This window comes from Vibrio sp. MM46 (genome assembly GCF_027587135.1).
Classification (GTDB): domain Bacteria; phylum Pseudomonadota; class Gammaproteobacteria; order Enterobacterales; family Vibrionaceae; genus Vibrio; species Vibrio harveyi.
The window spans coordinates 89,157-102,814 of sequence record NZ_JAPPTO010000021.1 but is presented as its reverse complement, the minus strand read 5'-3'; the positions used below and the strand labels follow the sequence as shown (position 1 = coordinate 102,814).

Sequence of the window (13,658 nt, the reverse complement as noted above, 5' to 3'; positions counted from 1 at the left end):
TTGCGCTATTATTTTGGTTTACGACCAACGAGTCCCGCTCGTGTGCAGTCCAATTGAGTGCAAGTCCAACCGCTCCGCCACTTATTTAGAAACCCAGCCTCCGGACTGGGTTTTGTCATTTCTAGAGTACGATTCCCTCTTTCTAGAAAACGAGCCCGCAAAAGTTTCAGATAACCTGCAATTTCTTCCGATGTCCCTACCTTAATTACTCTTATTCAGAAAAACACCACACAACGATGTGGTTCGACAGAACAACTTTTGTATTTAGATACTCATTGACTTTTCAACTAGAGCTCAGTGGTTCGTAAATTTGCTTGAGCACTAATGTTTGGACTTAGTCACACTCACATAGAACGTCTTGTCCTCGCTAGTAAAGATCTTGAGGTTTGCAAAAGTGAATCTGATAGATTTTGCTAGCCATCTTTATGCATTCCTGTAGATTTTTCTCAAGTTGAAGCTATTCATTACCACTTTGGCTGTATTTGGTTGATCGAACTATAAAAGGTGCTGGGCTAGGGAATAGAATATTGTCTAGAGGTCTAGTCGCGAACAAAGTATAAAAAAGGCAGCCAGTTGGCTGCCTTTTTTTAAGAATTGTCGCGGTACTTATTCTTGAGATGCTTTTGCTTCTTGTGGTTCCGATGAAACTTTTGCTTCCATGTCTTTCTCTGCTTGTTTCGCTTTCTCGATCATTGGCGTAATGGTGGAGCCTTGAATCAGGATTGAGAACACAACCACCGAGTAGGTCATCACCATGATGATCTCTTTCACATCAATCAATTTCTCTGGAATAACTAAGATACCCGATGGGATTGATAGTGCCATAGCTAGAGCGAGGCCGCCGCGCAAGCCACCCCAAGTTAAGATCTTAATAGACCAAGGATTATATTTTCTATAGCGCTTAAATCCGATGTAAGAAATGAACACGCTTAGATAGCGAGCAGCCAGTACTAGTGGTACTGAAATTGCCATCATGATCCAGTCTTCTTTGTGGAATTCGAACAACAGCATCGACATACCAATAAGAAGGAATAGCACCCCATTTAGGAACTCATCGACCAATTCCCAAAAGTGGTCTAGATGATCTTCACTCTCTTTAGAGAAACCAATGAAGCGCGTCCAATTACCGATCATGATACCCGATACCACCATCGCAAGTGGTCCAGATACGTGAAGGTATTCTGCAAATGCGTAACCAGCGGTTGGTACACCTATAGTAAGTAGTAGTTCCATTGAGTGGTCATCAGTTGCGCTGATTAGGTAATGGAAAATTAAACCTAGTACGAAGCCGTAAACGATGCCACCAATCGCTTCTTGAATGAATAGCATTGTCACACTACCTACCGTTGGAGCTTCAGTACCGAAGGCGATGGTGAATAGTGTTACGAAAATAACCAGACCAAAGCCGTCGTTAAACAGAGATTCACCTTCGATCTGTGTAGAGATTCGTTTTGGTGCATTAAGCTTTTTAACAATGGCGAGTACTGCAATCGGGTCGGTTGGGGAGATAAGCGCACCGAATAGCAGGCAGTAGACGAGGTCGAATTGAATGCCGATAGCTTGGCAGAAGCCGTAAAGTACAAAACCAATAAAGAAGGTTGAGAAGAGTGTTGCACCTAAAGCGAGTACGGTGATTTCCCATTTTTGGTCTTTGAGGTTAGGGAGTTTTATACCCAAACCACCGGCAAAAAGTAGGAATCCGAGGATACCTTTAAGAAGAAAGTCCTCGAAGTTAATGCTGGTAACCGTTTCGGTCGCTATCTCGGTGAGATGAAACCAATCATTTTGACCTGCGATTAGAATGAGGAGTGAAAGAATCATCGAACCGGCAGTGATTGCGATGGTGGTTTGCATCTTTCCTATCTTACTGTTTACAAAGGCAATAACCATTGCCGCTGCAGATAGAAAACATAAAGTATGATAGACCGACATAGAGCTCTCTATTTGTAACATTTTATGAATGGAATTCTCGGACGATGTTGACTAAATAGCAAACATTTTTTCGAGATTATTTTGTAACTCGACGGAGACAAAATAATCAGCAATTCGCATTTTAGACGTCTAGACTCCTTTAATTTGTGTGATAGGATGGAGAGATAACTAAAGGAATGAGGCTGTACTGTGGGAAGTAATGTAAGACAACAGATTGAAGCTCAATTAAAGCAACGTATCTTGCTGATCGATGGTGGTATGGGCACCATGATTCAGGGATATAAACTTGAAGAGCAAGACTATCGAGGAGAGCGCTTTGCGGATTGGCATTGTGATCTAAAAGGCAACAACGATTTGTTGGTGCTTACTCAGCCTCAATTGATTAAGGAAATTCAGAGCGCTTACTTAGAAGCTGGCGCTGACATTCTTGAGACCAACACCTTTAACGCGACGACGATTGCGATGGCTGACTATGAGATGGAAAGCCTGAGTGAGGAAATCAACTTTGCCGCTGCAAAGCTTGCGCGTGAAGCCGCTGATGAGTGGACGGCAAAAACGCCAGAGCGCCCACGTTATGTTGCGGGTGTGCTTGGTCCAACAAACCGTACTTGTTCTATCTCCCCTGATGTAAACGATCCGGGCTATCGTAACGTCAGCTTCGATGAGCTTGTTGAAGCTTATTCAGAATCAACTCGAGCGCTGATCAAAGGTGGCTCTGACCTTATTCTGATCGAGACTATCTTCGATACACTTAACGCGAAAGCTTGTGCCTTCGCGGTTGATAGCGTCTTCGAAGAACTAGGCATCGAGTTGCCAGTTATGATCTCCGGTACCATTACCGATGCTTCTGGACGTACGCTTTCTGGTCAAACAACGGAAGCCTTCTATAACTCTCTTCGTCATGTTAACCCTATTTCATTTGGTTTGAACTGTGCGCTTGGTCCTGATGAACTGCGCCCGTACGTAGAAGAGCTTTCTCGTATTTCTGAATCTTTTGTTTCTACTCACCCAAACGCGGGTCTACCGAACGCTTTTGGCGAGTATGACCTTTCGCCAGAAGATATGGCGGAACACGTTAAAGAGTGGGCGGAGAGCGGTTTCCTCAACCTAATTGGTGGTTGTTGTGGTACCACGCCAGAGCATATTCGCCATATGGCAATGGCAGTTGAAGGTGTGAAACCTCGTGATTTGCCTGAGCTTACGGTTGCGTGTCGTTTATCCGGTCTTGAGCCTCTTACTATTGAAAAAGAGACGCTGTTTATCAACGTGGGTGAACGTACTAACGTAACTGGTTCTGCTCGATTTAAACGTCTGATCAAAGAAGAACTCTATGATGAAGCGTTAGAGGTCGCCCGACAACAAGTTGAGAACGGCGCTCAGATCATCGACATCAACATGGATGAAGGCATGTTGGATGCAGAAGCCTGTATGGTTCGCTTCCTAAACCTATGCGCATCTGAGCCTGAGATCTCTAAAGTGCCTATCATGGTCGACTCTTCTAAATGGGAGGTTATCGAGGCGGGTCTGAAGTGTATTCAGGGCAAGGGCATCGTAAACTCCATCTCTTTGAAAGAAGGTAAAGAGAAGTTTGTTGAGCAAGCAAAGCTGATCCGTCGCTATGGTGCTGCAGTTATCGTTATGGCGTTTGACGAAGTTGGTCAGGCAGAAACACGTGAGCGTAAGCTAGAAATCTGTACTAATGCTTATCGTATCTTGGTTGATGAAGTCGGCTTCCCACCAGAAGACATCATCTTTGACCCGAACATCTTTGCGGTTGCGACGGGCATCGAAGAGCATAACAACTATGCCGTGGATTTCATCGAGGCTGTTGCTGACATCAAGCGTGACTTACCTCACGCGATGATCTCTGGTGGTGTGTCTAACGTTTCCTTCTCATTCCGCGGTAATAACTACGTTCGTGAAGCGATTCACGCGGTGTTCCTATACCACTGTTTTAAAAATGGTATGGACATGGGCATCGTTAATGCGGGTCAGTTGGAAATTTACGATAACGTTCCTGATAAGCTGCGTGAGGCGGTAGAAGATGTGGTTCTTAACCGTCGTGATGATTCGACTGAGCGACTACTTGATATCGCCGCAGAATACGCAGGTAAAGGCGTTGGTAAAGAAGAAGATGCGTCTGCACTAGAGTGGCGTACTTGGGCGGTAGAAAAACGTCTAGAGCATGCGTTGGTTAAAGGCATTACTGAATTCATCGTTGAAGATACCGAAGAAGCTCGCCTTAATGCATCCAAACCACTGGAAGTAATCGAAGGTCCGTTGATGGACGGTATGAACGTGGTGGGTGACTTATTTGGTGAAGGTAAGATGTTCCTTCCGCAGGTAGTGAAATCAGCGCGTGTTATGAAGCAGGCAGTAGCGCACTTAGAACCTTTTATTAATAAAGAGAAGCAAGCGGGCTCTTCCAACGGTAAGATTTTGTTGGCTACGGTAAAAGGCGACGTTCACGATATCGGTAAGAACATTGTTGGCGTGGTTCTGCAATGTAACAACTACGAGATCATCGATCTTGGCGTAATGGTGCCATGTGAGAAGATCCTCAAGGTAGCCAAAGAAGAAAACGTCGATATCATTGGTCTTTCTGGTTTGATTACTCCGTCTCTCGATGAAATGGTGCATGTAGCCAAAGAAATGGAGCGTCTTGATTTCGATCTTCCGCTTCTGATTGGTGGTGCGACAACATCCAAAGCGCATACGGCGGTGAAGATTGAGCAGAACTACAAGCATCCAGTGGTATACGTCAATAACGCTTCTCGTGCAGTTGGTGTATGTACATCACTGTTATCAGACGAGCTTCGTCCTGGCTTTGTTGAAAAACTTAATGCGGACTATGAGCGCGTGCGTGATCAGCATAACCGCAAGAAGCCGCGCACTAAGCCTGTTACTTTAGAAGAAGCACGAGCGAACAAAGTCGCGATTGATTGGGATAAGTACACGCCTCCTGCTCCTGTGAAGCCGGGCATCCATATCTTTGATGACTTTGACGTGTCTACTTTGCGTAAGTATATCGACTGGACGCCTTTCTTTATGACTTGGTCGTTAGTCGGTAAGTACCCAACAATCTTTGACCATGAAGAAGTGGGCGAAGAGGCGCAGCGCCTGTACAAAGATGCTAACGAACTATTAGATCGTGTTGAGCGTGAAGGGTTACTCAAAGCGCGCGGTATGTGTGGGCTGTTCCCTGCTGCAAGCGTGGGTGATGATATCGAAGTCTACACCGATGAATCGCGTACAGAAGTGGCGAAAGTGCTGCATAACTTACGCCAGCAGACGGAGAAACCAAAAGGCTTCAACTACTGTCTGTCTGATTATGTTGCACCGAAAGAGTCTGGTAAGCGCGATTGGGTTGGTGCTTTTGCAGTAACTGGGGGTATCGGTGAGCGTGAACTTGCCGACGAATACAAAGCGCAGGGTGATGATTACAATGCCATCATGATTCAAGCGGTAGCGGACCGTCTGGCGGAAGCATTTGCTGAGTATCTACATGAGCGTGTGCGTAAAGAGATTTGGGGTTACGCTGCGGATGAAGCTCTGTCGAATGAAGACCTGATTCGTGAGAAATACCAAGGTATTCGTCCTGCTCCTGGCTACCCAGCATGTCCAGAGCATACTGAGAAAGGGCCGCTTTGGGAGCTTATGAATGTTGAAGAAAACATTGGAATGTCACTGACATCGAGCTATGCGATGTACCCAGGTGCATCCGTTTCGGGTTGGTACTTCTCGCACCCTGACTCTCGTTACTTTGCGATCGCTCAGATCCAAGAGGATCAGTTGCAAAGCTATGCTGATCGCAAAGGCTGGGATAGGATCGAAGCGGAAAAATGGTTAGGTCCCAACATTAACGGTTAACCAAACCAGATCGAAACGAAAAGGGCTGCCATGTGCAGCCCTTGCTTATTAGTGGATGAAAGAGTTTTTATTGCTGGAACAATTCAGTATGCAGTTTTTGAATCGCTTGGCGAGATACCGACTCGTGAACAAGGAAGCACAGGTTATGTGGACTTGCTCCGTAACAGATCATACGTAGGTTGAAGTCTTCTAGCGTGCCAAATACTTGCTTCGCGTAGCCTTTGCTTTCACTCATGTTGTTACCAATCAGAGCGACGAGACATAGGTCGTGTTCTACTTCTACTTTACATAGCTCTTCAAGCTCTTCACGCGCGGCTTGTGGTAACTGAGGAGCACCGCCAGACGTGTCTGTTTGGTCAAGAGTGAGTGACACACTGATTTCAGATGTGGTGATCAGATCTACAGAGATTTTGTGCTTCGCTAGGATCTCAAATACTTTGGCTAAGAAGCCGTATGCGTGGAACATGTTAGCACTGCGTAATGTCACCATGGTTTGGTTGCAGCGCAGAGCAAGTGCTCGGAATAAAGGTGAGCTCTCTACTTGGTGGCGGATCCATGTACCACCTTTTTCCGGTTCTTTAGACGAGCCTACGAATACAGGGATGTCGTGACGAAGTGCCGGAACTAGCGTTGAAGGGTGTAGAATTTTTGCGCCGAAGTTTGCCATCTCTGATGCTTCGCTAAAGCTGATCTCTGGGATTGGCGCTGCTTTTGAGGCGATACGTGGGTCTGTGGTATAGATGCCCGGTACGTCGGTCCAAATCTCTAGACCTGCTGCTTTCACACCTTCTGCAATGAGTGCTGCACTGTAGTCACTGCCGCCACGGCCAAGCGTGGTGGTATTGCCTTCTTCATCTGAGCCAATAAAACCTTGGGTGATAACCACATATTCTTGGCAAAGTGGTACTAACTTTTCTTGTGCTAGCTGCGAAATTGTCTCGACATTAGGTTCAGCTCGACCAAAATTACCATCGGTTTTTAGCACGTCGCGAATATCAAAACGAACTGCGTTCACACCACGCTCACGCATTAGTTGTGCAAGGATATGAGTCGACATTAATTCACCACAAGCGACTAAATGGTCTGTCAGTTTGGTGCTTGCTTGGATTGAAGCAGCCTCTGCCAAGCTCGTGACGGTATCAAGAATCGAATAAACCTCAGCTGCTGCTTCGGTTGCGTTTTCTAGCTGCGACAGAATCGATTCGTGGATACCTGCTAGTTTCTGAAGTACTTCTGCTCGATGTTCTTGGTCTTGAACACCATTTGCCAGCTCAACCAATAAGTTAGTGACACCTGAGCAAGCGCTGCTGACGATAAGACGAGTATTTGGGTTGTTTTCTATGATAGTGGAGCAACGACTCATTGCCTCAAAGTTGGCAACACTGGTTCCACCGAATTTTGCTACGTTAAATGCGCTCACTGCGTTCTCCCACGACTTCCTGAAAAAATAACAACAATTAATTGGTTGCCCAATACATCCAATGTTTGGTGAGGAAAGGAACAGAGCAAATAGAGAGGTAGTTAGAATGTAATTTGAAAATTTACCCTCAGAAGCTCTTCATCATACGGCGCTGATGACAGTTGATGGGACTCAACCCAAGTCAACCGACAAGTCAAATCCTGCAACTTTGACTTACCTCGGCACTGCTCCCCCTGAGTGATTGGTATTGGAATTGCGGCTCCACAAATCACCTGCCTGGGCAGTGCTCCTCTTCTGCATAAAGCTTAAACATTGAACGGTTTTGCTGTCACATTGTCAACCAATATCTCAACCATTATGAAAGTTTTTATTAACGAATTTGTGACAGTGGTTTGACCTCTAGACTTAGGGCTAATTGCCGATAGAGGAAAAATCTATTAGGGTGAAAACTTTGATACCTGAGCCAACCTTTTGAATAGAACTTTTATAACGCTCAGGATGAATGACTGCAATCAAGGAGCTGACATGCCGATCCAAAGCTTTATTCCCCCACATCGTATTTTAATGGGACCTGGTCCATCTGATATTTCACCTCAGGTTTTACAAGCGCTTAGCCGTCCAACAGTTGGTCACCTAGACCCACTTTTCATTGCTATGATGGATGAACTAAAACAACTGCTTAAATACGCTTTCCAAACAGAAAATGAATTTACTATCGCAGTCTCTGCGCCGGGTAGTGCAGGTATGGAAACGTGCTTTGTCAACTTGATTGAAAAGGGCGACAAAGTCATCGTCTGCCGCAATGGTGTTTTCGGTGAGCGTATGCGTGAAAACGTGGTTCGTGCTGGTGGTGAAGCGGTTGTCGTCGATGATGAGTGGGGAACGCCTGTATCGGTCGATAAAGTTGAAGAAGCGTTAGAGCAGCACCCTGATGCGAAGATTCTTGCTTTTGTTCATGCAGAAACGTCGACGGGCGCGGTGAGTGACGCTCAAGTCTTGGGTAAGCTTGCGAAGCAATACGGTCTGCTATCGATTGTCGATGCCGTGACTTCGCTTGGTGGTGTACCTCTCAAAGTCGATGAATGGCAGTTAGATGCGGTGTATTCTGGCAGCCAAAAATGTTTGTCTTGTGTTCCCGGCTTATCGCCAGTGACTCTTTCTCCGGCTGCTATTGAGAAGATTCAATCTAGGACGACACCGGTTCAAAGCTGGTTCTTGGATCAAAGCTTAGTATTAGGTTACTGGAGTGGAGAAGGCAAACGCAGCTATCACCACACTGCGCCGGTGAATAGTTTGTATGCGCTACATGAAGCTCTACTTATCCTTAAAAATGAAGGCTTAGAAAATGCATGGGCGCGTCACCAGTTAATGCATGAGAAGCTTAAAGCGGGTCTGCAAAAACTAGGTTTTGAATTCGTGGTAGAAGAAGAATATCGACTACCGCAATTGAATGCGATTTATGTCCCTGAAGGAATTGATGAAGCAAAAGTGCGCAATCACTTACTTGAAACCTACAACCTAGAGATTGGTGCAGGTCTTGGTGCACTTGCTGGTAAAGCATGGCGAATTGGACTGATGGGCTATGGTGCTCGACCTGAAAATGTTGCTTTGTGTTTGCGAGCTTTAGAAGAGTCACTGACTGAATAAATCGCCTCGGTAATGAGGTAAAGAAAAGCGAAGGTTATTCCTTCGCTTTTTTGTATTTATTGCTCAGCGCTGGACGTTGGTGTTGGTGAGGCTGAGATAGCTTGAGAAGGTGGCTGATAGTTGACGCCACTGAAATCAATTTTAGGGAACAAGAACTGTGCCTCTGCACGAATTTGTTCTGCCTTGCTTGTGTCATCCAACCCTTGATATGCCAGTATCAAGTTGTTGTAAAACGCTGGGCGTGGCTTGTCTTTAATGATTTCCAGAGACCAATCAATGTAAGGCTGAATCAAGGTTGGATCTTGTTTATATAAGCCGATGTTTAAGAAAGTACTGTATACATCCCAATCGAAACGATCTTTCCAAACCACAGGATTTGTCACCTGATTCAAGATGTCCGGGTTGGTCGGGCGCGTTGTTTCAAACTTGGTTAAGACATAGTTGGTGTGCAATGCGCTAACCATATAGAAAGTAAATACTGCTGGAATGACGAGGCTACATACTCGCAATAAACTTTTGGTTACTTTGCTAAACGGTGCTTGGCGGTAACGAGAAACTCGTTGGTCGACCCAATAAAGCAGAATCACAAAGATCAGCCAATGCACCAATGAATGATAGAAGGGATATTCTAATTGCGAGTGCAGCACGATTGGAATAAACAGTGCCAGCAGTGCTAAGCGAGTACCGCGTTTGGCTTGGTAGATGCGATATAGCACTAACGCCATTGCCAAAAAGATCCCCAGAATTGGCAACAATCCGCCCTCTACCGCCCAGTACAACAATTCATTGTGCGGGTGATCCATCGATGGCAAGCCCGCAGGATAGCTTTCATTGAGTGCATGCTGACGCGCTGTGTATAGCATGTATTCTGACTCAAACTTGCCGTAACCGTACCCAGTGAATGGCTTCTCAATCACCATGTCCAATGTTTGTGGGAAGGTGTAAGCACGTGGTGACTCCATATTCACCTTTTCACTGGCAAGACCGTTTCCATCTGGGAAGGCAATATTCATCACCACAATCGACAGCGCGAGACCTGTTGCCATCGCCATTACCCATCGAACAAAACGTGCACGCGTTGCAAAGCGATACATGTATGGAATCACCAGCAAAATAGCAATGATGGATGCTAGCCAACCAGTACGAGAGGCAAGGGCAACGATAAGAGGTAGTGTCAGTACAGGTACGGCGTACAACAGGTAAATATCGCTGAGTTTACGAGAATATTTGTAAGGTTGTCTGGCGAGTAGATAGCTGGCAATCACTAAACCAGTTGCAAGGAAGCTCGCCATGACATTTGGTTGCTGGAAGATGCCATAAGGGCGGTTAGCTATCGTGTCGTATCCAAATACGTTTCCTGGTTTAAGGTAAAGATATTGCGTTAAACCGAAAATCGCTTCGATAACAACGGCAAGGACAATAAACCACAACAAGCGCTGGCGATGCTTGTTACTGAAGTGGAACTGCTGCAGTACAACGAAGAACAACATGCCGCACCACAGACCAATCAGTTTATTTGCTGCGAGCGCACTATCCGCATTGGGGTAGAAGATAGGTAGCGTCATGATGATACAGCTGATCAACAGACCGATTGTTAATTTGGAATAGCGTAATACACGATTGGTCGCAAGTTGGTAGCAGCCAATACCAAGTGCAAAGCTGAACGCAATCCACGTGGTCGCATTAAAAGACAGTGCTAGTCCAGAGCCACCCGGATTTGGCATAAAGAAGTGCATCGCCAACAGAAAGAGAGCTGCTAACGCGATGAGAAACTTGCGGTTAAGAGGAACTTGGACTTTCCCTGGAGAAAGCTTAGTTCCACTGACGTGTATAGTTGCCATAGTTATTGTGTTGTTTTGAATGAAAAAAGACCAGCATTGGCTGGTCTTTGTACTTTACCTGTTTTTTCTACTTCAACATAGGCTTAAGGAAGCGAGCTGTGTGCGAACCTTCGATCTGAGACACATCTTCAGGCGTTCCTTGTGCGATGATCTCACCGCCGCCTTGTCCACCTTCAGGACCTAAGTCAATAATCCAGTCTGCCGTCTTAATTACATCGAGGTTGTGCTCAATGACGACAACGGTATTTCCGTGGTCTCGCAGACGGTGCAGTACAGTTAGTAGCTGCTGGATATCGTGGAAGTGCAGACCGGTTGTCGGCTCATCCAAAATGTATAAGGTTTTACCAGTATCACGCTTAGACAGCTCTCGAGCCAGTTTCACACGCTGAGCCTCACCACCTGACAACGTAGTTGCTGCTTGACCTAAGCGAATGTAAGACAAACCAACATCCATTAGCGTTTGCAGCTTACGAGCAATCGCTGGCACCGGGTCGAAGAAAGTACGTGCATCTTCTACCGTCATTTCTAGTACTTCATCAATGGTCTTGCCTTTGTAACGAACCTCAAGTGTTTCGCGGTTGTAGCGTTTACCTTTACACACATCACAAGGAACGTAAACGTCAGGTAAGAAGTGCATTTCCACCTTGATTACGCCGTCGCCCTGACAGGCTTCACAGCGACCACCACGAACGTTAAAGCTAAAGCGCCCCGGTTTGTACCCGCGAGAGCGCGACTCTTGTGTACCCGCAAACAGTTCACGAATCGGAGTAAATATGCCTGTGTAAGTGGCAGGGTTTGAACGTGGTGTGCGACCGATAGGGCTTTGGTCAATGTCGATCACTTTATCGAAGTGCTCTAACCCTTTGATCGCTTTGTATGGTGAAGGGTGCGCCGTTGTTGCGCCGTTCAACTGGGTATGAGCAATCTTAAAGAAGGTATCGTTGATCAGAGTCGACTTACCTGAGCCGGATACACCGGTAATACAGCTGAACAAGCCAACAGGAACGGAAAGGTCGACATTCTTTAAGTTGTTACCTTTCGCGCCAAGTAGTTCAACGGTTTTCTTTGGATCGCGTGGTGTACGCTCTCTTGGTACCGCAATCTCTTTTGCGCCACTGAGGTACTGACCAGTCAGTGAGTTCGGATTGGCAATGATCTCGTCCATCGTACCTTCAGCGACCACGTTACCTCCGTGTACACCGGCACCTGGACCGATATCGATCACGTGATCAGCACAACGAATCGCATCTTCATCGTGCTCAACCACTAATACCGTGTTACCTAAATCTCTTAGGTGGGTCAGAGTTTTCAATAGACGTTCGTTATCACGCTGGTGGAGACCAATTGATGGCTCATCCAGTACGTACATAACACCGACTAGACCCGCACCAATTTGGCTCGCTAAACGAATACGTTGAGCCTCACCGCCTGATAAGGTTTCCGCGCTGCGTGATAAGTTGAGGTAGTTCAAACCAACGTTAACCAGGAATTGCAGGCGGTCGTTGATTTCCTTCATCACTTTTTCAGCGATTTGGGCGCGTTGGCCTTCGAGCTTCAAAGTGTGGAAGAACTCCAATGCGTCGGCGATGCTGAGTTCAACAATCTCCGGTAGTGTCGTATCGGCGATAAAGACGTTACGAGCTTCAAGGCGCAGACGAGTACCGCCACAGCTTGAACAAGACTTAGTAGATATGTATTTCGCAAGCTCTTCACGTACCGAGTTAGATTCAGTGTCGCGGTAACGGCGTTCAAGTGTATTCAGGATCCCTTCAAAAGGATGGCGCTTAACGCGAATGTCACCACGATCGTTAATGTACTTGAACTCTACTTCAGTACGCCCCGATCCTTTAAGAATAATGTCTTGGGTTTTCTTTGGTAGAGAGTTAAATGGTGCGTGAAGATCAAAGCCGTAATGATCCGCCAGTGCAGTCAGCATCTGGAAATAATAGTAGTTCTTTTGATCCCAACCTCGAATCGCACCTTGTGCCAAACTCAGCGTTTCATCTTGAATAACTCGGCTTGGGTCGAAATATTGCTGCACACCTAAACCATCACAAGTGCCACACGCACCTGCTGGGTTGTTGAATGAGAACAAACGAGGCTCAAGTTCTTGCATGCTGTAGCCACAAATAGGGCAAGCAAAGTTAGCTGAGAAGATCACCTCTTCGCCCTCGCCGTCCATTGGTGCCACAACCGCAATACCACCAGAAAGCTCTAGCGTGGTTTCGAAGGATTCAGCTAAACGTTGCTGCAAATCTGGGCGAACTTTAAAGCGGTCCACAACTACTTCAATAGTGTGTTTCTTGTGCAGTTCTAGCGGCGGTGGATCAGAAAGATCGCAAGTTTCACCATCGATACGTGCGCGGATGAAACCTTGAGCTGCTAGGTTCTCCAGTGTCTTAACGTGCTCACCTTTACGCTCTTTCACGATAGGAGCAAGTAGCATCATTTTGCTGCCTTCTGGCAACTCTAAGACTTTATCGACCATTTGGCTGATGGTTTGTGCTGCTAGAGGCGTATGGTGTGTTGGACAACGAGGTTCACCAACGCGTGCGTAAAGTAGACGCAGGTAGTCGTACACCTCAGTAATAGTACCAACAGTAGAGCGTGGGTTATGTGATGTTGATTTCTGCTCAATCGAGATTGCAGGAGACAAACCTTCTATGTGGTCAACATCTGGTTTTTCCATAAGAGACAAAAACTGGCGTGCGTAAGCTGATAAGGATTCGACGTAACGTCTTTGACCTTCAGCATACAAAGTATCGAATGCGAGAGAGGATTTACCAGAACCACTCAAACCAGTAATGACAATCAGTTTATCGCGGGGGATAGTGAGGTTGATGTCTTTGAGGTTATGGGTGCGGGCACCACGAACTTCTATTTTATCCATCGTTTTTGCTCTATGTATAACCAAGTGACGCAAGTATTACATAGTGTGAGAAATGTGC

The 13,658-nt window shown here is 46.2% G+C and carries 6 protein-coding genes, 1 pseudogene and 1 riboswitch; of the genes and pseudogenes, 3 read left to right on the top strand and 4 right to left on the bottom strand.

Annotated elements, in window-relative coordinates:
* Nucleotides 1–205, top strand: a pseudogene (locus tag OH459_RS20980) (hypothetical protein); the annotation flags it as partial.
* 401 nt (nt 206–606) lie between these two features.
* On the opposite strand, the gene OH459_RS20975 reads toward OH459_RS20980, so the two are convergent.
* Nucleotides 607–1,932 carry a cation:proton antiporter gene (locus OH459_RS20975; protein WP_017187915.1) on the bottom strand — a complete coding sequence of 442 codons (1,326 nt, stop codon included), beginning with the start codon at nt 1,930–1,932 and terminating at the stop codon, nt 607–609.
* A gap of 189 nt (nt 1,933–2,121) precedes the next feature.
* Here OH459_RS20975 and metH point away from each other — a divergent pair, with 189 nt between their 5' ends.
* Entirely contained in the window at nt 2,122–5,802 is a 3,681-nt protein-coding gene (gene metH / locus OH459_RS20970) for a methionine synthase (RefSeq protein ID WP_269988552.1), read from the top strand.
* Between the two features lie 67 nt (nt 5,803–5,869).
* On the opposite strand, the gene lysC is transcribed toward metH, so the two are convergent.
* The gene (gene lysC / locus OH459_RS20965; RefSeq protein WP_269988551.1) at nt 5,870–7,222 is read right to left on the bottom strand and encodes a lysine-sensitive aspartokinase 3; all 1,353 of its coding nucleotides are present in this window, start codon (nt 7,220–7,222) and stop codon (nt 5,870–5,872) included.
* Between the two features lie 123 nt (nt 7,223–7,345).
* A riboswitch (Lysine riboswitch) is annotated at nt 7,346–7,524 on the bottom strand.
* A gap of 223 nt (nt 7,525–7,747) precedes the next feature.
* On the opposite strand from lysC, the gene OH459_RS20960 reads away from it, so the two are divergent.
* Nucleotides 7,748–8,869, top strand: coding sequence for a pyridoxal-phosphate-dependent aminotransferase family protein (locus OH459_RS20960; protein WP_134977887.1), 1,122 nt, complete (start codon nt 7,748–7,750; stop codon nt 8,867–8,869).
* 56 nt (nt 8,870–8,925) lie between these two features.
* Here the strand turns inward: OH459_RS20960 and OH459_RS20955 are convergent, their stop codons facing one another.
* On the bottom strand, nt 8,926–10,710 hold the full coding sequence (locus OH459_RS20955) for a PglL family O-oligosaccharyltransferase (protein ID WP_017187912.1): 1,785 nt from the start codon (nt 10,708–10,710) through the stop codon (nt 8,926–8,928).
* A gap of 67 nt (nt 10,711–10,777) precedes the next feature.
* Nucleotides 10,778–13,600 carry an excinuclease ABC subunit UvrA gene (gene uvrA / locus OH459_RS20950; RefSeq protein ID WP_269988550.1) on the bottom strand — a complete coding sequence of 941 codons (2,823 nt, stop codon included), beginning with the start codon at nt 13,598–13,600 and terminating at the stop codon, nt 10,778–10,780.
* Between the last annotated feature and the right edge of the window lie 58 nt (nt 13,601–13,658).

Coding starts and splice junctions, on each gene's coding strand:
- OH459_RS20975 (WP_017187915.1), bottom strand. CDS start 1,932: ATGTCGGTCTATCATACTTTATGTTTTCTATCTGCAGCGGCAATGGTT.
- OH459_RS20960 (WP_134977887.1), top strand. CDS start 7,748: ATGCCGATCCAAAGCTTTATTCCCCCACATCGTATTTTAATGGGACCT.
- OH459_RS20955 (WP_017187912.1), bottom strand. CDS start 10,710: ATGGCAACTATACACGTCAGTGGAACTAAGCTTTCTCCAGGGAAAGTC.
- uvrA (WP_269988550.1), bottom strand. CDS start 13,600: ATGGATAAAATAGAAGTTCGTGGTGCCCGCACCCATAACCTCAAAGAC.